Source organism: Corynebacterium sp. 11A (assembly GCF_008930935.1).
Taxonomy (GTDB): Bacteria; Actinomycetota; Actinomycetes; order Mycobacteriales; family Mycobacteriaceae; genus Corynebacterium; species Corynebacterium megadyptis.
In genome coordinates this window covers 87234-108648 of sequence record NZ_PQMR01000007.1, presented here as the reverse complement: position 1 = coordinate 108648, position 21415 = coordinate 87234, and the positions used below count along the sequence as shown (strand labels likewise).

Genomic DNA, 21415 nt, shown 5'->3' with positions numbered 1-21415 from the left:
TGGCTACACTGGGGGACTATGATTTTGGTGTGGTACCGCGATGACCTGCGCACAATCGATCACGCTCCGCTCGAATGGGCAAGAGAGCAGGACGAGGACATCTGCGCGGTGTACGTCTGGGAAACCCCGCCACCGGGGCTGCGGCCGCTGGGGGAGGCAAGCCGCTGGTGGTTGGCCTATTCGCTGCAGGCTCATCGCCGCCGCCTCGCCGATCTCGGCATTCCTCTCCATATTGCATCCGGCGATCCCGCGCAGCGCATACCGCAGCTCGCGGCGGAGCGCGGTGCACACACGGTTGTATGGCAGCGCCGCTACGTGCCGCAACTCGCGGAGCGCGATGCGGCCATAAAATCCGATCTCTCCACCACCTATGGCGTGCGCAGCTTTCCCGGCTATCTTCTCTCTGAGCCGTGGGAGGTAAAGAATAATACGGGCACAGCCTATGCGGTGTATTCCCCCTATGCCCGTAAAGCGGGCGAGATGCTCGATGAACAGTTCGGTGTAGATCAGGTGCAGCCGCCGACGCCGCAGGAACCGTCGTGGCAGCTCGATGAGGATATTCGCACTCTCGGACTGGTCAGTGAGATCGACTGGGCGGCAGAGTTTCGGGAGCAGTGGCAGCCCGGCGAGGTGGGCGCGTGGGCGGCGCTGCGCCGCTTCGAGCAGCGCTGTGCATCCTACGGCGACTATGCAGATAAGCGCGACTACCCAGCCGTGCCCGCTACGTCGCGGCGTTCACCCCACCTGCGGTTTGGTGAGATCAGTCCAGCGATTCTGTGGCGGAGCATTTCTGATTCCACGTTCCGTTCCGAACTCTTGTGGCGGGACTTTGCTTGGACCCGGCTGTGGGAGCATCCGGATCTCGCTACTACTAATGTGCGGCGACAATTCGATTCCTTCCCATGGGCGTGGAACGGCAGCGCCACCGCCTTCCCGCTGACCCCGCCCCACGAGGAGTATGCGGACGAGCTCACTCAGTGGCAGCGCGGCACCACCGGCGTGCCCCTTGTAGACGCCGGCATGCGCGAGCTCTGGGCCACCGGCACCATGCATAATCGCGTGCGGATGGTGGTGGGATCGTGGCTTACAAAAAACTTGGGTATTCACTGGCGTCATGGCGAGGAGTGGTTCTGGAATAGCCTTGTCGACGCAGACTATGCCGCCAACCCCTTCAATTGGCAGTGGGTAGCAGGCTGCGGGGATGACGCTGCCCCGTACTTCCGTATTTTCAACCCCCTCACTCAGGAAAAGAAGTTCGATGCCGACCACCGCTATATCCAACGCTGGATTCCCGAATGGGGAACACCGCTGTATCCCGAGCCACATGTGGACGTGAAGGAGTCACGCGCCCGCGCCCTTGCCGCCTACAAAGACACCACACACCGCTGAGATAGAGGTGATGTAGACTGATTCCGGCTCTTCAGAGGGCTAGGACACTCCATACCTCTCAATAGACATAAAGGGAAGTGACACACCATGGCGGTTGTGGTCATCGTCGGCGCCCAATGGGGCGATGAAGGCAAGGGAAAAGCCACCGATATCCTCGGCGGACAAGTAGATTATGTGGTCAAGCCCAATGGCGGCAATAACGCTGGGCACACCGTGGTGGTGGGCGGTGACAAGTACGAGCTCAAGTTGCTTCCGGCGGGCGTACTGTCAGAGAACGCCACCCCTGTGCTGGGTAACGGCGTGGTTATCAACCTTGAGGCGCTTTTCGACGAGATTGATGGCCTTGAGGCGCGCGGCGCCAATGCCTCACGGCTGCGCATCTCCGCGAACGCCCACGTGGTGGCTCCCTACCATCAGATCATTGATCGAGTGGGGGAGCGCTTCCTAGGTAAACGTGCCATCGGTACGACTGGCCGTGGCATTGGCCCCACCTATGCGGACAAGGTCTCCCGCGTGGGCGTGCGAGTACAGGACATCTTCGATGAGTCCATCCTGCGTCAGAAGGTGGAGTCGGCCCTCGACCAGAAGAATCAAATCCTGGTGAAGATGTACAACCGTAAAGCCGTGGATCCTGAAGAGGTTGTGCAGTACTTCCTCTCCTATGCCGAGCGCTTGAAGCCCATGGTGATCGAGTCCGAATTGGAACTCAACCGTGCTATCGACGAAGGCAAGCATGTGCTCATGGAGGGCGGCCAAGCCACCATGCTGGACGTGGATCACGGCACCTACCCCTTCGTTACTTCATCGAACCCTTCAGCGGGCGGCGCCTGCGTGGGATCCGGAATTGGCCCCACCAAGGTCACGTCCTCTCTGGGCATCATCAAGGCCTACACCACGCGCGTGGGCGCCGGACCGTTCCCCACCGAGCTTTTTGATAAATGGGGCGAATTCCTGCAGACCACAGGTGGAGAAGTGGGAGTAAATACTGGCCGGAAACGGCGCTGCGGTTGGTACGACTCCGTGGTGGCTCGCTACGCCTCCCGCGTGAATGGCTTCACTGATCTCTTCCTCACCAAACTCGATGTGCTTACGGGCATAGGAGAGATCCCCATTTGTGTTGCCTATGACGTAGACGGCACGCGCTTCGACGAGATGCCGATGACGCAATCTGACTTTCATCACGCCACGCCCATTTACGAGACCATGCCGGCGTGGGAGGAAGATATCACCAGCTGCCGTAGCTTTGAGGATCTCCCTCCCAAGGCTCAAGACTATGTGCACCGACTGGAAGAACTGTCCGGGTGCCGCATCTCCTATATCGGTGTGGGCCCTGGGCGCGACCAAACCATCACGCGCCATCATGTGATAGAGCAAGCATAAAATTAGCCTAAGCAGCCTCCTCCCGTCCCCAAACGGGGGGAGGCTTTGTGCTACCTACAGTGGGGCGAGGGGTGTGGATCGAATATGCTTCGAAAGCTCCTATGGCTGAGAAGATGCAGGTGATAGCCCTATGTGTAGTGTTTTGTTAGCAGACTCTTAAGAAACTTGTCAGCAACATGAAACGAAACCGCACGTCTGCACGATCTACCCAGTAGATACGCCGTCGCTATACCTTAAAGAAAGATAAATTTTCTATCTTGTGGCTTCGTGTTGGGTGCTATAGCATGAGTGCCAACGCTGATTATTACAGCTACGAACTGCAGGAACGCTTAGTTCACCCAAGAATGTTTCATTCTTGGTGCTTTTTCGTGTTAATCCTCTAGCTTTCCGAGGTCAATAAATTGAATCCTTCACAACCCTCCAGGCAGCGGCTCATGAGCGCCATGGCGGTACTCATGGTGCTCATGCTTGTGGTCGGCGTAGTTACGTATGGTGCCGGTACTGCAGCTTATGCTGAGGATATTGAAGATACCTCCATAGCAACGGCCTCGGAGACCGAGAGTGACAACTCTGAGGCGGCTCAAGAAACAAAGCCCAGTAGCTCACCTGCGCCCGCTCCTTCCGTGACTAAGGCGCCCTCCACTACCTCCCAAGCTCCTCAAACTAAGCCCAAGGAGACGCGAGTAGAAGAGGGATCCACAAGCGACGAGGAAACTGTAGAGACCACGTCGAAAGAAACGGACGCCGTCGAGGATGAAGCTGACTCTGAGGATGAGCCCGTTGATATGCCACCCCTGAGGACCCTGAACCGCAAGCCGCGTGCGGCAGGTGATCCCTATCAGAAGCTGTGTGGCCAGAGAGTCGGCATTCTTGTCGATGTCTCCGGTTCGACACGCGACCATGTGGGCGAATATCAGGAGGCACTTAGAGCTGTGCGAGACAATCTCGCAGGTACCGGCACGGAAGTGGGTGTGCGTCCCTTCGCTACCAAATCACCCGCCATATCTGGAAGAGGGTTCGCGCCGCGGGAGCTGAATGACGCTGGTGTAGCCGAATTCAATTCGTTTATCGATAACCTCGGCAGTGAATGGCCCCTGCAAGAGGTTGACAGTGCCTCAAACTACGATCTAGCCCTTAAGAGTGCCCTCGGTACGGGCTATGACCAAATCATTCTCATTGGTGATGGAGCCATCGAAAGCGGTAGTGCTACTGGCAAACGGGCAGGAGTCTACAGCCATCGGGTCTACGACTCCTTTACCTATGCTGACCAGCTACGCGCTCAGGGTACCCGCCTCGTGGCTCTGAAAATGGGTAACGCCGTCACCGACGGAAACGCCGTATACTGGTCTGAAAGCCCTTATAAACTAGATACCTACTTCCGAGATGCGGAAAATCCTCCCCCGGGCTTTGAACGTGGCACTCGTGGCGCGGTGAAAAAGCAGAAAGAAGATCAGCTCGTAGCGGTCGAGTGGAGCAAGGTTCAAGGCCAAGTTGGTAGCCGAACTGGTTTTGGTGATGGCCATCGCGCACCTCTTTATGTCACGTGGGTATTTAAGAGTACGACCAAATATCTCGAGCGCTTGACTGATCGTGTGGTGGAGAGTGATTATCGCGAGTTGACTGAGGATCTAGACGAACTCACTTCCGGTTGTGTCGGAACTATCAACGTGCACAAGAAGATCGTTGATGCCAATGGCAAGGTTGATAATCAAGCCGATACCGGCGGTTTCACCTTCCGCGCGGACCGTGCCCTTGTTAACGACAGGGAACAGCGTAACGTGCAGCAGTCTACCGGTAATGACGGTATGACCGAGTTCAAATACCCAGTCGCCAAAAACGGGACGGCCACCATCACGATCCAAGAGATCCTAGATGAAGGCTCTTCCTATAAGCTGCGCCCCCAGGATGTCTCCGGTAACAAGAAAGCTGTTGCTACCTGCAAAGTGATCAACGCCGGCGCCAACGTCCCCGTCAGCTATGGCAGTGGCTCCGGCCGCGTGGTGACGTCCGATGTGTCCAACAACAGCTTTAGTATTAGCGGGCTGAAGGAAAAGGATATCGTCGACTGCACAGTCCATAACACTCTCGGTGACCCTGAGCTGAGCATCGCTAAATCGGCAAGCACTGAACCTCGAGTTATCACCGGTGACGGCCAAGAATTTAAAGCCGAATACCAAGTGGACGTGAAGAATGACGGCACCGCGGAGGGAACGCCCGACAGTATTCGGGAAGTCCCCGCCGCACCGCAGGGGCTTCGTATCCTCAAGGTTGAGGTGGATCATCCCGACAATGCGGATAACTCCTTGATCAAGAAGCCTATTGAGCTCAATAAAGACGGAGCTGCGTGGGTTCTGCCGAAGAGCGCCATGAAGAACGTCCCCGCGAAGCAGACGCGCTCGGCCAAGGTCAATGTGACCTACCGTGTGGACAATGTCAATGACCTGAAGGGCAACGTGGAATGCCCGGCTGGTGGACTGACTAACCGAGTGGAGTTGGACCGCGACCATAACGCTGAAGCCTGCGTTGGTCTCTCCATTCCCAGCGTCGCGATAGCGAAGTTCCTCAACGGTGAAGATGCAGACACCCGCGAAGACGCAGCCAGCACGACTGGCGGCGGCGACACAACTATTCGCTACGACATCCGCAATGACGGAACTGCTCCGCTGGAAAGGTTCACCATTGCTGATGCGCAATTGGATCCGGATACAACAACGCCCAACGGAAAAATTGTGCCTGAAGGGCTCAAATGTGATCGCGGCGCGCAAGTAGAAAAACAAGAGAATACGGTCCGAATTGTGCCCAACCGGCCTTTGGCTCCGAACGATGTCCTCACCTGTACGTGGACATCCCAGTCACTTGCCGCAGAACCGGGGCAGTATCACGCTAACCGCGCGACAGTGATGGCTAGCTTTAATGTGCCGAAGGGCCAAATGGTAAATGGAGACCCCATTAGTTCGGTCACCGATACCAATGATGCGTGGATGTTCACCCTGCCTATCTTGACGGGAAACATGCCACTTACCGGTGGCAAAGGAGTATGGCTGTTGCTTCTTGCAGGCGTAGCTCTCGCTCTCGGTGGAAGCCTAGCTCTTCGCCGCACACCCTAGAACGCAGCTGCTAATCGCAGTGGCAACACTATTAGCTTGATTAATTAAGGAGTGACAATGGGAATCGACCGCCCTCGGTGCAATAGCGAATGATAAGGGGCACCGCCTTGCCTGTATCCCTACATTCACCTCGTGGCCGTGGGGAACAGCTGGAACCATCCCGTCGGGATTTTTCGGCGGGGCCACCCATCGCCAAAATACTAGGTGTTTACAACCGGTAGCTCCTAGTACTATCTCCAACTTTCGAAGGAATATTTATGAATAAGTTTGCACGCAGCGCCTTCGCTGTCGCAGCCTCCGGTGTGCTCGTTTTTGGCTCCGCCGGAATCGCCGCCGCACAAGAGGCCCCAGGACCCGGAGGCCCGGGGACAGGCTTCGGGCCGACTCCGCCTGAAGGGTGCGAGGGCGTCATCTGTGAGACCATGGAAGCAGCTCAGACCGAGGGCATGCAGCTCCACGTCCACAAGTACGACAACGCCACCCCCGGCGAGGCCGGTAACGGTACCAAGATTGGTGATACCTCCAACCTCGGCCAGCCGCTCGATGGCGCAACCTTCAAGGTGGAGAAGGTCAACGAAGTTGATCTGACCACCACCGATGGGCAGCAGAAGGCCGAGAAGATCGCTAAGAAGGCGGAAGACGCTCCCGATTTCACCACCACCCCCGTCGGTACCAAGACCACCAGCGACGGCCAGGCTGTCTTCGATATCGAAGAAATCGGTCTCTATCGCGTCACTGAGATCGCTGCACCGGCCGGCTACGAGGCCAGCCAGGCCGAGCCCTTCTTCGTGGCTATGCCGCTGACTGATCCGAATGACCGTCAGGGCTTCCTGCGCGAGGTGCACGTCTACCCGAAGAACAAGAAGCAGGAAGACGTCGTCTCTAAGACCGTGAACGACGCCGATACTGTCACGGCCGGCGACACCATCAAGTACGACGTTACTGCCAAGGTTCCTTCTGCTTCCGAGTTGGCCAAGGTCGTATTGACCGATGAGTACCCCGCTGACCGCTTGGAGAAGCCTGTTGTTCAGCAGGTCTCCCTTGGTAGCGGCGACACACTCACTGAGAATACTGACTACACCGTCAACACCGACACCGCCGGCAAGGTTGTTATTGCGCTGACCAAAAACGGCATCGACCAGGTCGTTGCCCTAGAGGGCGCCGAGCGTACGGTGCAGGCCAAGATTGACTTCACCGTCAAGGCGGACGCCGCTGATCAGACCTCTCCGATCAAGAACAATGCCTCGATCACCACCTCCACCGATGAGGACGATGATGGCACCACTGTTGACATCCCGGACGAGGATCAGCCGGAGACCTACTTCGGTAAGGTGAAGATCAACAAGACCAACACCGCTGGTCAGGGTATTAAAGCAACCTTCGACCTCTACACCTGTAATGCGGATAAGGAGATTGTCGAAGACAATCAGGTCACCGAGGGCATCGAGGTGGCGGCCGAGGGCACGACCATCGACGGTCTGCACGTGAACGACTACGTGAACGGCGAGGCCGAAACCACCGATCCGACCGGCTACTGCCTCGTGGAGACCGCCGCCAGCGAGGGTTACGAGCTGCTCCCTGAGCCGGTGTACTTCACCGTGAGCAAGGATAAGATTGCCGAGGTCAAGGGCGTCGACATCAAGAACGTCGAGTCCAACGCTGGCTTCGACCTTCCGCTCACCGGTGGTCGCGGTGTGACCATGCTGCTGGTTCTCGGTGGCGTGCTGATCGTGGGTGGTGGCGCTTACGCCTTCTACTCCAACCGTCGTCAGAACGCTGCTTCCTAATAGGAGCTAGCCACTACGGCTGACATCTCTTTCGGGGTCAGAGACTAAACAGACCCCACCTAAACCTAGAAATTCCTAATTTCATAGCCCAGTACCAATAACTAGTTAAGTATTAAGGAGGCGCCGTGACTACTACCGTTAATTCGGACGCGCCGAGGCCGACACAGGCACGTGCGGGGTCGCTCCGGCGCCGCCTCGTTCCTCTGATCATTATCCTTCTTGGGCTGGCAATCCTCAGCTACCCAGTGGTGGCCACGTATCTAGCGAACTCGCAGCAGAGCTCAGCAGCACAGGCCTACTCTCGGTCGATTGTGGATAACACCACTCAAGAAGAACGGGACGACGCCATTCGTCGAGCACACGAGTGGAACGAGCAGCACGCAAACGGCCCAGTGCTCGATCCGTGGCTCGCGCGAGTCGACAAGTCGAATTCTCAATACCAGGAGTATTTGAAGCAGCTCGACCTCGCCGAAGTCATGGGTCGTATCGTCATCCCGAAGATTGAATCCGACCTCCCGATCTACCACGGAACCGATGAGGAAACACTTAATCGTGGTATCGGGCACCTCTATGGCAGTTCCCTCCCCGTAGGCGGAGAATCCACGCACACCGTACTCACCGGTCACACCGGCCTTTCCCACGCAACACTGTGGGATAACCTCACCGACGTGGAAAAGGGCGACGGTATTTATCTCAGCGTCTCCGGCCAGAAAATGAAGTATGTGGTGAGCGATATTAACGTCGTTCTTCCGGACGAAACCGATCTCCTCAAGCCAGAAATTGGCGCCGATAAGATCACCCTCATCACCTGCACACCCTACGGCGTGAACTCCCATAGGTTGCTGGTAACCGGTCAACGGGCACCGTTGGACGATGAAGAAGCCAGCCAAACATTGGACAAGACCTACACACCGTGGCAATGGTGGATGTCGCTGGTCGTGGCAATCATCGTGGCCGTGCTCATCGCAATGTTTGTGTGGATCATGAAACAGCGCCGGCGCGCCGCCGGACAAGGAGAGTAAGAGTATGCCCACCACTGCTCAACACCGCCTGCACAGTATCTGCGGCTGGATCATCGGAGCACTGCTTCTCGTAGTCATGTGCGCACCACAAGCGTGGGCTGCTGATAAACCGCATCCCTCCTTAGTCGATCCCCACGCCCGCGGCGAACTCACCGTCCACAAGGCGCTCGGCGATCCGCTCACCCAATTCGGCGATCCCACCAACCCCGATGCGGACCTCAGCAGGGAACCGATCAAGGACCTGCAATTCCAGATTCGACGGATCACCGATGTGGATCTCACGACGAACGAAGGCTGGCGCGTACGCGAAGACATCTACATTGCTGACTACTTCGAAGGTGGCAGGAAAGACGACAAATTGGGCCAAGTTTACACCGCATCCACCGATGACAACGGTGCGGCACATTTCAGCGGCCTGCCCATCGGCGCCTACCTCGTCCAGGAATTGCCGAGCGCTGCACAAAAAAATTCCCTCTCTTTGGTGAGCCCTTTTATCGTCACCATCCCGACGACGAATCCCGACAACCGCAGCGAATGGACCTATAGCGTCGAAGTTAACGCCAAGGACCAGCGCATCATGGCGAATAAGGATGTCTCCGCAACGTGTATCGAGGCTGGAGACACCATCACCTATGGCATTTCCTCCACCACTCCGGCTCCCGATCACAACGGTATGATCCACCGCTTCGAGATCGCCGACCCGATCTCCCCAGAACTGGAGTTCATCAAGCTGAAGTCGAAGGTCAGCATTCAGCGGCCCGGTCGGGATCCCGAGAACTTACACACCGATGAAGACTTCTCGGTCGTGCTCACCGGCGGTGTGGCAGTGCTGAAACTCCAGGACAAGGGTCTGGAGAAGCTCGCCAAGCTCCGCAGCGGCAATCCTGAAACCACTGTCTCGTGGACCTTCGAAGCTACGGGCCCCGCCGAGGCCACGGGCCAGAAGATTCACAACCGCGGGCACGTCCTCGTCGAGGGATATCCGCAGTTCGATCCCCTCACCACTCCGGGTGTCCCCACGAACCGCGTCACCACCCAAGTCGGGAACTGCACGCCCACCACCTCGGATGTACAGACCCCAGTCACCGATCCTGAGATGCCCGGTGACACCGACGAGCCCACGACCGGTAAGCCTGGCACGGATTCCCCCGGTAGTAGCGGCGGCAGCTCCGGCCCGCTCGCCAGCACGGGTGCTAGCGTGATCGGCCTCGTGATCGCTGGTGCACTCCTCGTGGCCATCGGTACCTGGCTCAGCACCCGCCGAGGACGCTCTGAATAAGAGCGAATAAACGGATACTCGTACTGCGGCCGCTTCCCCTCACAGGAAGCGGCCGCAGTCTTATGTTCAGCGTTCCTCCCGCAACGGCGAGAGCCGAACCCCGCCCGAGAGGCGGGGTTTAGGCATCATCGGTAATAGGTGTGACGGCCTTGGCGGCCCGGCGTGCATGGGTGCGAGCCTCCTCCACCGTTTCCGCGGTGGCCAGCGCGACTCCAAGGCGACGCCCAGGATAGCTATCCGCTTTACCAAAAAGGCGTAGATCCACTTCGGGGATACTCATGGCCTCAGAAATGCCGGTATAGCGCACGGCATGGCCATCCTCAGCACCATTAATCACCGCGGCGGCACCAGGCGAGGTGAGCGTGACATCGACGAAAAAGCCCATCACGGCCCGAGCATGCAATTCGAATTCCGAGAAACGCTGCGTAGCCATGGTGACCATTCCGGTATCGTGCGGTCGCGGCGCCACCTCTGAGAAGTACACATCGTCGCCTTTAACAAAAAGCTCGACACCAAATACCCCGCGCCCTGACAGCGCATTGGTAATGCGGGCGGCGATAGAGCGCGCCAGATCACGGGTGGATTCCGACATCGGGGCCGGCTGCCAACTCTCGAGGAAATCACCGCCCGATTCGGCGCTATCGCTCGCGCGTCCAGCACCCATGCCGCCTAATTCTGCGACTTCTCCCAGCCGGGTATGGCCAATGGGTTCACAGAACCACGTGGCCTCAGAATCCGAGTAGGGGTCCTTCGAGCGCACAGTGAGGATCGTCACCTCATAGTCGAAATCCACGAATTCCTCGGCGATCACCTGCGCTGGGCCGCCATCGATGGCATCCAGCGCGTTCGCCCACGCCTGCTCCACATCCGCCATCTCTCTCACCAGAGTCTGGCCGCGGGCGGCAGTGCCCTGATTGGGCTTCACCACGCAGGGCAGTCCCACGTTGAGTACCGCCTGTTTCAACTCTTCAAGAGAAGTAGCAAAGGCGAAACGACAGGTAGGCACCCCCAGCTCATAGGCGGCGAGCTGTTTGAGTGTTTCCCGCGAATTCGTCATCTTCGTGGCGTGAGTAGACGGCACCACAGTCGAGAGCCCCTCGGCCTCAATGCGCTCGAGAGTGGCGGAATCCACCTGCTCGGTTTCGGGCACCAGATAGTCCGGGCGCACCCTATTCACGAGCTCGTAGAGCGCCTCACCATCGCGCACATCGAGCACATAGGCGGCGTGGGCCACTTGGTGGGCGGGGGCGTTTTCATAGCGGTCCACGGCGTGTACTTCTACTCCGAGCCTTTGGAAGGCGATGGCCACCTCCTTGCACAGTTCGCCGGCTCCGAGCAGCATCACTTTCGTGGCGGTATCGGAAAGGGCGGTACCGATCCAGTCTTGGGAATACACGCAGTGCCTCTTTTCCACACGGGTCGTAGGAATTAATGAGCTCTATTCTAGTGGGCGGCGAAGCAATAGGAAGAAGGCACCGACACATAACGTAGGCAGAAATTGGTCGGCGCGGTAGAGTTTAAACATGGCTTATCACGCAGATTCAGCGGATCTACCCGAGAAAGAAATCCTCACCTGGGACGGTTTCGGCCGCGCTTCCCGCGAGCTCGCCCAGACGGTTGTCAATGACGGTTTCACACCAGACATCATTGTGGCCGTCGCCCGCGGCGGCCTCGTGCCGGCTGGGGCGCTGTCCTATTCCATGGGCGTCAAGCTGTCCGACGCCATCAACGTGGAATTCTATACCGATGTGCACGAGACCTTGCCGGATCCGGTGCTGCTTGAGCCGCTGCTGGATATCGAGGCGATTAGCGATAAGAAGCTGCTCGTAGTCGACGATGTCGCTGATTCCGGCCGTACTCTTTCCTTGGTGCTCAAGCTTTTGGCCACCCACGGCGCCGATGTGCGCTCCGCGGTGCTCTACGCCAAGCCGACCAGTGAAGTAGATCCCACCTATGTGTGGAAACGCACCGCCGAGTGGATCGTGTTCCCCTGGTCCGCGGAACCGCCGGTGGAAGCCGAATAAACGGCCGCGTCACTCTTGTCCCGATTGCGCCCTGCACCCTTATACTGCGGTGCGGGGCGCTCTGCGTTGCACCTCTGAGTCGCGAACGGGCGGATAAGAGTGCCCCGCATCTTCCACGAGGGGATACGTGTATTGGTGCTTGCTCGAGCGCTCTCTACGAGGCGCTAGCGGCGGCCTAGGCCGGCGAGGGACAAGAGCTTCGCTACGGCGTATACTAGCGCGGCCGTCAATCCGATACAGCCGCCGGCGGAGAGCTGGAACATCACAGCTACCGCCAGACCACTCAAGCCCATGACTATGCCCATCACTGGTGCAAAGAGCAGCAAGGTACTGGGCCGGGTGGCGAATATGGCTACCGTGGCAGCGGGTGCGGCCAGCAAGGCGATGGACAAAATGGTGCCCACTGCCGGAATCAGCGCCACCAAGGTGAGCACGATGAGAGCGCTGATCAGCGCTTGGGTGAGGCTGCGTCGATGCGCCACTCCAAAACCGGCTGGGTCGAAAGCAAAGAACACCAGCCGCCGCCATCCTCCAGCGAGCACGAGGAGAACGCTGGCGAGCAGGATCAGCGCGAGAGTCACATCGGTGCGGGTCACGGTGAGCACGCTGCCCACGAGGAAGCTCTCCACCTTGATCGGTAGCGGCGCGAAGAGCTTATTGAGGAAATAACCCAAGGCGAAGCCGGTGGTGAGTACGATGCCCGCCGCAGATTGGGAGGTGCCCACCCGGGAGAGCGAAAACAGGGCGCCAATGGGCCAACACATCACCAGTGCGCCGATAAAGAGCGCGAGTGACAGCTGAGATTGGTTCAAGCCTAGGGCGGCACCAATAATCACGCCCACGACAGCACCGGGAAAGGTGGCGTGGGTGATGGCCTCTGCAAAAAAGATTTGCTTATTCAATAGGGCGAGGCTGCCGACCAGGCCGGCGAGCGCACCTACGACAATGAGCTCCACAATGGGAAGCATGAGAATACCGAGCATGAGTGGCTCACCTCCTTGTCGCGGTGCGGCTGCGACGATCCTGCAGCAAACGAATGAGCAGAAACACAAAGTACATCGCCACCACAGACAGTGCTACGACTGCCTGGGGCGAGATCGGTCCTAGCGGAACCAGGCTCAACCCGACGACGCCGGAGACCACCGAGATACCGATAGCGAGGGGAATCATGTGCTGGACGCGGTGCACCACCAGCCGCGCTGCGGCGCCGGGAACGATGATGAAGCCGATCACCAGCAGCACGCCGATGGCGGCGGCGGAAGCCACCACCACAGCGGCGATGGCGACGTTGATCGTGAGGTCCACGATCCACAGATTCACCCCAGCGGCCTGGGCGCCATCGCGGTCAAAGGCGGTAAACACCTGGGTGGACCAGGTGGCAATCAGCAACGCGAGTGCCAGGGCGAATACCGCGAGCGCCGTGGTGAGGCGGTCATCGGTGATCTCGAGGAGGCGACCAAACATCAACGCCTCTAGCTGCCCAGAGCGATCTCCCTTGTAGAGGGAGATGATCACGCCGAGCGAAAAGAACCCAGTGAGCACAATGGCCACCCCAGATTCGCCGACGCGGGCGCGGGAGACAAGGGTGAGCACAATGGCCACCACCACCGCCACGGCCGAGGCGGTGGGCATGATCATATCGATTCCGCCGAACACCGCTCCGGCCACCACTCCGGGGAAGATGGCGTGCACGCTGGCCTCGGCATTGAACTCGAGGCTGCGCAGGTTCACAATAACGCCCAGCACGCCACTCACTACGCCGAGGGCGAGCAACAAAATGAGGGGCCGAAACATGAAAGGGGCCATGCCCACTTGGTGAGCTAGCTCAGTCCACATAGGCCGCAACCACCTCATTCACCGGTCCGAACTGCGGGGGATTCAACAGCGCCAGAACGTTATCGCACGCCCCCTCCGCCAGTTCATAGTCGTGGGTGGAGGCGATCAGGGCCGTGCCCGTGCTCTTGAGCTCGTTGAGTAGCGTCAATAGGATCTCGCGATTAGCCGTATCAAGGCCATTGAAGGGCTCATCGAGTAGCACCAGATCGGGTTGGGTCACGATGGCGCGTGCGAGAAGCACGCGCTGTTGCTGGCCTCCCGAGAGGCTGCCGAAGTGGGAGCCGGCGCGGTCGCCGAGGCCCACCTTCTCTAGGGCAGCGTGCACCCGGCGCTTATGCTTGCCCAGCGGCTGGAAAAAACGCAGCTGGGCGAGCACTCCCATGACCACTACGTCGAAAGCAGTGACGGGGAAGGTGCGGTCAATATCAGCCGTCTGCGGCACATAGGAGATGCGGGGGGCCTGGACCTCCAGCTCGCCGGAGCACAGTCGGGCAGTGCCGATGATGCCGCGCAGTACCGTGGTTTTACCGCAGCCATTGGGGCCGATGAGGGCCAAGCCCTCGCCGGTGTTGACATGGGCGGTGACAGAATCGACAACGGTGGGGCCGCCATAGCTGAAGGAGGCGTCGCGGAGCGACACTATCATTGCAGCTGCTCCGGCAGATCGGCGACCTGGCCATCCCATGCAGTCACCAAGGTGTTCACGTTGTGCTTGATGGAGCCAATGTAGGTCTCGCCATCAGTGCCGGCCGGGCCGAGCGAATCGCCATAGAGGGCGTCATCGCCCACCACGGCCTTCACTCCGGCGGCCTTGGCGACGGCCTCGATGGACTTGGAGTTATTGGAGTTCTCCGCGAACAGCACGGTAGCGCCAGACTCCTTCACCGTCTCTGCGGCTTCGTTGATGTGGCTGGCGGTGGCGTCCTGCTGATCGGAGAAGTCGCTCAGTGCGGCGCCAATGAAGTCCACGCCGTACTCCTTAGAGAAGTAGCCGAAGGCATCGTGGCTGGTGAACAGCACTGGGTTATTCACGCTGCTGATGGACTCGCGGGTCCACTGATCCAGCAGCTCGAGCTTGGCGTTGTAGTCCTCCACCTTCTGGTGGATTTCGTCCTTCAGCTCAGTGTTGCCGCGCTCATCGGCTTCCTTTTCCAGAGCGTAGCCGATGTTTTCCACCTGAACCTTGGCGTTCTTCGGAGAGGTCCACACGTGTGGATCGTAGGTGAACTCTGCCACCTCGCCGGGCTCCGGGGCGAAGGGCCACGGGGCGACGTCCACTTGAGCGATGCCGCGGTCGATGTCATAGCGGCCGCTCTTAGACTTCTCCAGCTCCGACTTCTTATCGGTGGGTGCTTCATCCACATCGCTGGCCGTGAGCACGCCGGTGGTGACCAGCATGGTGCCAGAGAACTCACTGGAATCGATGGCCGAATCGAGGAAGTGCTCGAGATCAACACCGTTGACCATGACAAGATCAGCCTCGGAGGTCTTGACGAGCTGCTCGTGGGTCATCTCCAACTGATGCGCGGTGGCATTCGGTGCCAGCAGGCAGGTGAGATCCACCTGGGCAAGATCGAGCTGTTTCACATAGTCACAAATTTGGGTGGTGGAGGCCACCACCTTGATGTCGTCATCTGAAGATGCGGAGTCGGAACTGCAGGCGGCCAGGCCGCTGCCAAGCACGGCTGTGGACGCCACAGCTGCGAGTACGCGCCTAGAGTAGATGTTCATTGTTGTCCCATCGAGTGGAAGAAATCAGTCAAATTCGCGCCGATGCCGCCCTGAGTGACAACAAGGCGGATCTATCATCGACCTTTAAAGTTTTGCATATTGATAGCCTAAGTTCAATGCACTGAATATCTAGCTGCCGGTGTGTTTGCTCACGTACACACAAACCCCCGTCCCTCCGGATGGAGGAACGGGGGAACGATGCGGTGCGCGTATTAGGACTCGAGCGGCTGCGGCTCGATCTTCCATACCTCTTCTGCGTAGTCGCGGATGGTGCGGTCAGAGGAGAAACGGCCGGAGGAGGTGATGTTGATCCATGCCTTCTCGGACCACGCCTGCTGATCGGCATAGTCTGCGGCCATGCGGTCGCGGGTGGCGCGGTAGTCGGCGAAATCGCCCAGCAGGTAATAGACGTCCGCCGGCTCCCAGTTGTTGGAGTTCAACAGGGACCAGTGGAGATCGTGGAACCAGCCGGAGCCGGAATCGTCCAGAGTACCGTCGACAAGCGCATCGAGCACCCGCTTCAGCCCAGGCACAGTTTCATACTCGTGCCGCGGGTCATAGCTCTTGCGCAGTTCGGGAAGCTCCTCTTCCTTTGCGCCAAAGATATAGGCATTCTCATCACCCACCGAGTCGAGGATCTCCACATTGGCGCCGTCGAGGGTGCCCAAGGTGAGCGCGCCGTTCATCATGAACTTCATATTGGAGGTACCCGAGGCCTCCTTACCGGCGGTGGAGATCTGCTCGGACACATCGGCGGCGGGAATGATCTTCTCGGCGGGGGAGACGTTGTAGTTCTCCACGAACACCACCTTGATGGTGTCATTCACCGCGGGATCATTGTTCACCATACGGCCCACCTCGTTGATGAGCTTGATGATGGCCTTGGCGCGCACATAGCCCGGGGCGGCCTTCGCACCGAAGATGAAGACGCGCTTCGGCACCTCCAGCTCCGGGTTGTCCTTGATACGGAAGTACAGATCCAGCACATAGAAGATATTGAGCAGCTGGCGCTTGTACTCGTGGAGGCGCTTGATCTGCACATCGAAGATGGCGTCCGGGTCGATCTCCACGCCGCTGCGGTTGCGGACCCACTCCGCAAAGTCCACCTTGTTGGCGTGCTTGATCTCACTCAGGCGCTGGTAGATCTCCGGGGTGCCCTTCTCGCGATAGTCGGCGAGAACATCCAGCTGTCGCACCCACTCATCTGAGCCGGTGACCTCAGTGAGCAGCTGCGCCAAGCGCGGGTTGCACTGGTTGAGCCAGCGGCGCGGGGTGACACCATTGGTCTTATTGTTGAACTTCTCCGGCCAGATGTCGTGCCACTCGCCCAAGGTTTCGCGCTTGATGATCTCGGTGTGCAATGCGGCCACGCCATTGATGGAGTAGGCGGCATAGCAGGCGATCCACGCCATGTGCACCGAGTTATTAGACACCGGCGCCATGTAGTCGATGGTCTCCTGGGACAGGCCGCGCTCCGCCATGTCGATGCGGAAGCGGCGATCGATCTCGCGCACGATCTCCATGATGCGCGGGAAGAGACGATCGAAGATCGAGCACTCCCACGTCTCCAGGGCTTCGGCCAGCACCGTGTGGTTGGTGTAGGCGAAAGTCTCGGACACGATATCCCAGGCCTTCTCCCAGCCCATGCCGTGCACGTCCATGAGCAGGCGCATGAGCTCCGGGATGCCGAGCACCGGGTGGGTGTCATTGAGCTGCACCGAGTTGTACTTAGCGAAGGTGGAAAGATCGCCGTGTTGGGCCAGGTGGTTCTCCACAATCTCCTGCAGGGAGGCGGAGACAAAGAAGTACTGTTGGCGCACGCGCAGCACCTTGCCCTCGAAGGTGGTGTCGTTGGGGTAGAGCACGCGCGAGATGTCCATCACGGCTTCGCGGCCCACGATGGCGTCGGTGAAGCGCTGGGAGTTGAAGGCATCGTAGTCGAACTCCTGCATCGGCTCGGCCTTCCACAGCCGCAGGGTGCCCACATTGTCGGTGCCATAGCCGGTGATCGGCATGTCATAGGGCACGGCGCGAACCTGCATGTCGTTATAACTAATGATGCGCTGTTCGTGGATGCGGCGAATGATGAAGGGGTAGCGCTCCTCCATCCAGGAATCCGGGTGCTCGGTCTGGAAACCATTATCGAACTCCTGCTTGAACAGGCCATAGCGGTAGAGAATGCCATAGCCCACCACCGGCAGGTCTTGGGTGGCGCAGGAATCCAAGAAGCACGCGGCAAGACGCCCCAGGCCGCCATTGCCTAGTGCGGCGTCCGGCTCCTCTTCCAGCACCTCAGAGAGGTTCAAGCCATAGTTCTTGGCGGTGGCGGCGGCCTCATCGAACAACCCCAGGTTAAGCAGGTTATTCAGCAGGGCGCGGCCCATGAGGAACTCGGCAGACAGATAGTGCTGCCGGCGGCCCTTCTTATACAGCTCGGTGGTGGCCGCCCAGTTCTCAGCCAGGGCGTCCATTACCGTGGCGGACAGCCCCTGCCAGAACTCCATGGTGGTGGAATCCGTGGGGGTGCGGCCAGATACCGAGCGGATATGCCCGCCGGCTGCCTCGTGGAATGTCTGCGTCATCTCTATAAACCTTCTCTCACACTATGGGTAAATCAACGCAGACCACCTTAGCTGAGAGCCAGCTACTTGTAGAGTTGTCGCGAGCCGCAGGCCCATGGATATTACCCAGCTCACAACCTGTGACGTCGTGGAGATACACAGCAGCGCCCGCCACCACCTACGCAAGGGGCGGCAACGGGCGCGATGTGAGCTGTGGCTGATGCCTAGATCTCGTATTCCGGGTGGGCATGGCGCACCATGTCATCCCACTCCACAATCTTCTTGCGTTCGCGGCCCTCGGCTTCACCGGCGGCGCGCTCGGCGGCATCCAGGTTATGCCAGCCCGCCCAGGTGGTATAGGGCACCTTGCGTTCCTCGAGCAGCTCAATAATGGCATTCTCGCCCGGGTGGGCGGGGGCCTCGAGGGTGCCGGCCTCATAGTCCTTAAGCAGCATAGCGGTGGTTTCCTTGGCATCGGACTTGGTATTGCCGATCAGTCCCACGGGGCCGCGCTTGATCCAGCCGGTGGTGTACAGCTTCGGCAGGGGCTCGCCGGTCTCGGAGTCCAGTACGTGGCCGCCATCGTTGGGGATCACCGCGCGCTGGGAGTCGAAGGGTACATCCTTCACCTCATCGGAGCGATAGCCGATGGCGTGGTACACGGCCTGGGCCGGCCACACGGTGTACTCGCCGGTGCCGGTGACCCCACCATTGCCGTCGAGCTGCATGCGCTCGGTCTTCAGGCCGCTCACGTGCCCATCCTCGCCGAGGATTTCCACGGGGGACTCGAAGAAGTGGATGTAGAGCTTGTGCGGCGCATCTTGGGGATCACGGATGGCGTATTGCTCCAAGGTGGAGCACACGAGATCCTGCGACTTGGAGGTGCGGCGGGCCTCGATGGAGGCTTCGTCGTAGTCAATATCCTCCGGGTTCACCACAACCTCGATGGTGGGGGAGTGGTCCAGCTCCTTCAGTTCCAGCGGGGTGAACTTGGCCTGGGCGGGGCCGCGACGGCCAAAGATGTGCACCTCGCGGGCCTGGTTGGCCTTGAGGTTGTCATAGACATTGTCCGGAATCTCGGTTACGTGCAGCTCATCGCCGGTCTTTGCCAAGATGCGGGCGATATCGAGGGCCACGTTGCCCACGCCGATCACGGCCACCTGCTCGGCGTCGAGGTTCCAATTGCGCTCGAAGTCCGGGTTACCGTCATAAAAGCCCACGAACTCGCCGGCGCCATAGGCCTCGGGCAGGTCCGCGCCGGGCACCTCGAGGGCGCGGTCGCCGGTAGCGCCGGTGGAGAAGATGATGGCGTCATAGAAATCGCGGAGCTCATCGACGGTGACGGTGCTGCCCACCTCGATATTGCCGAGCAGGCGCAGCTGCGGCTTATCCAGCACGCGGTGCAGCGATTGGACGATGCCCTTAATGCGCGGATGATCCGGGGCCACGCCATAGCGGATCAGGCCGAAGGGGGCGGGCATCCGCTCGAAGAGGTCGATGGAGACCTCGTGACCGGACTTCATGAGTAGGTCAGAGGCGTAAATGCCGGCGGGGCCGGCGCCAACTACGGCGACGCGAATCGGGCGAGACATCGTATCCTTCACTTGTGCTGGTTGGGGGCGTTATCTGCGGCGTCGCCGGCGCAGAGAAAGGGTGCGGCGGCGACGCTAATCCGCATTTACCTTACGCTGGGCAAACACAAACTGCCAGTGGCCTGCGTCGTGGCGTGTCAGGCAAGCCTCACTCCGCCATGGTGTGTGTTTCGCCACAAATATAGTGTGGGTAGGTGCGTGCACTCGCCTGATATGTCCAGCGCGCACCGGTATTGTGTGTCCCAGTAAGGTTTAGCAGCCTAATCGATAGATGTACTACGTTGCCGCTAGACTTATGCGGTGAATCACATACAACGAATCACAAGCGATGTGCCAGAAGGAAAGGCTCGATTATGACCGCCGTACTGTTGAGTGCCCTTGGTGTCAATCTCGCCACCTATGATCCCACTCTTCTCGCCCAGCATCTCAACCTTAAGCCCCATTCGCTTATCGACGGCGCCCCGCAGCTGTCCACCGTGCTCGGTAGCAGCTATCCCGAGGACGCCCTGTTGTGCGGCACCGGCGATCTCGATTTTGATGCCCGCGCTGCCGCCGGCCTCGGCCTGCCATTGCTCGTGCTCGCCGACGCCCCCGCCGCCACCATCGAGCTGGCCACCAAAAAAGCAGCCGACCATCACGCGCCCGCTGCCGCGGTGTTCGCGTCGGGCGAGGAGGCCTCTATTAATAAGGAGGAGTTGGTTGCTACGGAGCCGGTGATGAGCCCCGAGCTCTTCGAGCACTCCCTGCTGCAGCAGGCCCGCGCCATCGGTGCGCGGATCGTGCTGCCCGAGGGCGATGATGATCGCGTGTTGCAGGCCGCCGCGCAGCTGCTCGCCGCCGAGGTGTGCGAGCTGACCATTCTGGGCGATCCGGAGGATATTTCTTCCCGCGCCGCCGCGGCAGGGCTCGATCTCTCCCGCGCCGAGCTGGTGAATCCGCTCACCACCCCCCGCGCCGAGGACTATGCCGCCGAGTTTGCTCAGCTGCGCGCCAAGAAGGGCGTGACTATCGAGCAGGCCCGCGAGCAGATGAAGGACGTCTCCTATTTCGCCACCATGATGGTGCACTGCGGCGATGCCGATGGCATGGTCTCGGGCGCGGCTCACACCACCGCCGAGACGATTCGTCCCGCCCTGCAGATCATTAAAACCACCCCGGATGCCTCCGTGGTCTCCTCCGTGTTTTTCACGGTGCTGCCCGGACGGATCTGGGCGGTGGGCGATTGCGCGGTGAACCTGAACCCCACCGCCGAGCAGCTGGGTGAGATCGCCGCGATTTCTGCCCGCACCGCCCGCCAATTCGGCCTCGATCCCAAGGTGGCCGTGCTGTCCTATTCCACCGGCTCCTCCGGTGCCGGCCCCGATGTAGATCGCGCCATTGCTGCCGTGGAGGCCGCCCGAGATATCGACCCAGAGCTGCGCATCGATGGTCCGCTGCAGTTCGACGCCGCCGTGACCGCCTCCGTCGCTGCCAAGAAGGCCCCAGATTCCCCGGTGGCCGGCGCGGCGAATGTGTTGATATTCCCTGATCTTGAGGCGGGCAATATCAGCTACAAGGCTATCCAACGCACCGCTGGCGCCCTGGCCGTGGGCCCGGTGCTCCAGGGGCTGAACGCACCCGTCAATGATCTTTCCCGCGGCGCGACTGTGCCCGATATCGTCAATACCGTGGCCATTACCGCCATCCAGACCGGAGGACACCGCTAAC

The 21415-nt window shown here is 59.7% G+C and carries 15 protein-coding genes; 8 read left to right on the top strand and 7 right to left on the bottom strand.

Annotated elements, in window-relative coordinates; translation table 11 throughout:
* Nucleotides 1-18: 18 nt before the first annotated feature.
* From GBB18_RS06910 to GBB18_RS06885, 6 genes are all read left to right on the top strand, one after another.
* Entirely contained in the window at nt 19-1389 is a 1371-nt protein-coding gene (locus GBB18_RS06910; RefSeq protein WP_151641188.1) for a deoxyribodipyrimidine photo-lyase, read from the top strand.
* A gap of 87 nt (nt 1390-1476) precedes the next feature.
* Entirely contained in the window at nt 1477-2769 is a 1293-nt protein-coding gene (locus tag GBB18_RS06905) for an adenylosuccinate synthase (RefSeq protein ID WP_151641187.1), read from the top strand.
* Between the two features lie 434 nt (nt 2770-3203).
* Complete coding sequence (locus GBB18_RS06900) at nt 3204-5876, top strand: hypothetical protein (RefSeq protein ID WP_151641186.1); 2673 nt, start codon at nt 3204-3206, stop codon at nt 5874-5876.
* A gap of 257 nt (nt 5877-6133) precedes the next feature.
* Nucleotides 6134-7663, top strand: a complete 1530-nt coding sequence (locus tag GBB18_RS06895; RefSeq protein WP_151641185.1) for a SpaH/EbpB family LPXTG-anchored major pilin — start codon at nt 6134-6136, stop codon at nt 7661-7663.
* Nucleotides 7664-7788: 125 nt separating this feature from the next.
* Nucleotides 7789-8685, top strand: a complete 897-nt coding sequence (locus tag GBB18_RS06890; protein ID WP_151530149.1) for a class C sortase — start codon at nt 7789-7791, stop codon at nt 8683-8685.
* A 4-nt stretch (nt 8686-8689) separates the two neighbouring features.
* On the top strand, nt 8690-9964 hold the full coding sequence (locus GBB18_RS06885) for a SpaH/EbpB family LPXTG-anchored major pilin (RefSeq protein ID WP_151641198.1): 1275 nt from the start codon (nt 8690-8692) through the stop codon (nt 9962-9964).
* Between the two features lie 118 nt (nt 9965-10082).
* Here GBB18_RS06885 and GBB18_RS06880 read toward each other — a convergent pair whose 3' ends face one another.
* The gene (locus GBB18_RS06880) at nt 10083-11360 is read right to left on the bottom strand and encodes a phosphoribosylglycinamide formyltransferase 2 (protein ID WP_151641184.1); all 1278 of its coding nucleotides are present in this window, start codon (nt 11358-11360) and stop codon (nt 10083-10085) included.
* A 127-nt stretch (nt 11361-11487) separates the two neighbouring features.
* Here GBB18_RS06880 and GBB18_RS06875 point away from each other — a divergent pair, with 127 nt between their 5' ends.
* The gene (locus GBB18_RS06875; RefSeq protein WP_151530152.1) at nt 11488-11988 is read left to right on the top strand and encodes a phosphoribosyltransferase; all 501 of its coding nucleotides are present in this window, start codon (nt 11488-11490) and stop codon (nt 11986-11988) included.
* Between the two features lie 164 nt (nt 11989-12152).
* Here the strand turns inward: GBB18_RS06875 and GBB18_RS06870 are convergent, their stop codons facing one another.
* The 6 genes from GBB18_RS06870 to GBB18_RS06845 all read right to left on the bottom strand — a co-directional run bounded on the left by GBB18_RS06870 (nt 12153) and on the right by GBB18_RS06845 (nt 19708).
* Complete coding sequence (locus GBB18_RS06870) at nt 12153-12971, bottom strand: metal ABC transporter permease (protein WP_151641183.1); 819 nt, start codon at nt 12969-12971, stop codon at nt 12153-12155.
* Nucleotides 12972-12978: 7 nt separating this feature from the next.
* Complete coding sequence (locus tag GBB18_RS06865) at nt 12979-13824, bottom strand: metal ABC transporter permease (protein WP_151641182.1); 846 nt, start codon at nt 13822-13824, stop codon at nt 12979-12981.
* Complete coding sequence (locus GBB18_RS06860) at nt 13814-14470, bottom strand: metal ABC transporter ATP-binding protein (RefSeq protein ID WP_151641181.1); 657 nt, start codon at nt 14468-14470, stop codon at nt 13814-13816. Before GBB18_RS06860 ends, GBB18_RS06865 begins: the two co-directional genes overlap by 11 nt.
* Entirely contained in the window at nt 14467-15555 is a 1089-nt protein-coding gene (locus GBB18_RS06855) for a metal ABC transporter substrate-binding protein (protein WP_151549961.1), read from the bottom strand. Before GBB18_RS06855 ends, GBB18_RS06860 begins: the two co-directional genes overlap by 4 nt.
* Before the next feature lie 212 nt (nt 15556-15767).
* The gene (locus GBB18_RS06850) at nt 15768-18137 is read right to left on the bottom strand and encodes a glycogen/starch/alpha-glucan phosphorylase (RefSeq protein WP_151641180.1); all 2370 of its coding nucleotides are present in this window, start codon (nt 18135-18137) and stop codon (nt 15768-15770) included.
* A gap of 203 nt (nt 18138-18340) precedes the next feature.
* Nucleotides 18341-19708: an FAD-dependent oxidoreductase gene (locus GBB18_RS06845; RefSeq protein ID WP_151549963.1), complete on the bottom strand. Its 1368-nt coding sequence runs from the start codon at nt 19706-19708 to the stop codon at nt 18341-18343.
* Nucleotides 19709-20061: 353 nt separating this feature from the next.
* On the opposite strand from GBB18_RS06845, the gene pta reads away from it, so the two are divergent.
* A complete protein-coding gene (gene pta, locus GBB18_RS06840; RefSeq protein ID WP_151641179.1) occupies nt 20062-21414 on the top strand; it encodes a phosphate acetyltransferase in 1353 nt (450 codons plus the stop codon).
* Nucleotide 21415 lies beyond the last annotated feature (1 nt).

Excerpts from the sequence above, each read along its gene's own strand:
- GBB18_RS06885 (WP_151641198.1), top strand. The coding sequence starts at position 8,690 with ATGCCCACCACTGCTCAACACCGCCTGCACAGTATCTGCGGCTGGATC.
- GBB18_RS06900 (WP_151641186.1), top strand. The coding sequence starts at position 3,204 with ATGAGCGCCATGGCGGTACTCATGGTGCTCATGCTTGTGGTCGGCGTA.
- GBB18_RS06845 (WP_151549963.1), bottom strand. The coding sequence starts at position 19,708 with ATGTCTCGCCCGATTCGCGTCGCCGTAGTTGGCGCCGGCCCCGCCGGC.
- GBB18_RS06895 (WP_151641185.1), top strand. The coding sequence starts at position 6,134 with ATGAATAAGTTTGCACGCAGCGCCTTCGCTGTCGCAGCCTCCGGTGTG.
- GBB18_RS06905 (WP_151641187.1), top strand. The coding sequence starts at position 1,477 with ATGGCGGTTGTGGTCATCGTCGGCGCCCAATGGGGCGATGAAGGCAAG.
- GBB18_RS06870 (WP_151641183.1), bottom strand. The coding sequence starts at position 12,971 with ATGCTCGGTATTCTCATGCTTCCCATTGTGGAGCTCATTGTCGTAGGT.
- GBB18_RS06875 (WP_151530152.1), top strand. The coding sequence starts at position 11,488 with ATGGCTTATCACGCAGATTCAGCGGATCTACCCGAGAAAGAAATCCTC.
- GBB18_RS06860 (WP_151641181.1), bottom strand. The coding sequence starts at position 14,470 with ATGATAGTGTCGCTCCGCGACGCCTCCTTCAGCTATGGCGGCCCCACC.
- GBB18_RS06855 (WP_151549961.1), bottom strand. The coding sequence starts at position 15,555 with ATGAACATCTACTCTAGGCGCGTACTCGCAGCTGTGGCGTCCACAGCC.
- GBB18_RS06865 (WP_151641182.1), bottom strand. The coding sequence starts at position 13,824 with ATGTGGACTGAGCTAGCTCACCAAGTGGGCATGGCCCCTTTCATGTTT.
- GBB18_RS06910 (WP_151641188.1), top strand. The coding sequence starts at position 19 with ATGATTTTGGTGTGGTACCGCGATGACCTGCGCACAATCGATCACGCT.
- GBB18_RS06850 (WP_151641180.1), bottom strand. The coding sequence starts at position 18,137 with ATGACGCAGACATTCCACGAGGCAGCCGGCGGGCATATCCGCTCGGTA.
- pta (WP_151641179.1), top strand. The coding sequence starts at position 20,062 with ATGACCGCCGTACTGTTGAGTGCCCTTGGTGTCAATCTCGCCACCTAT.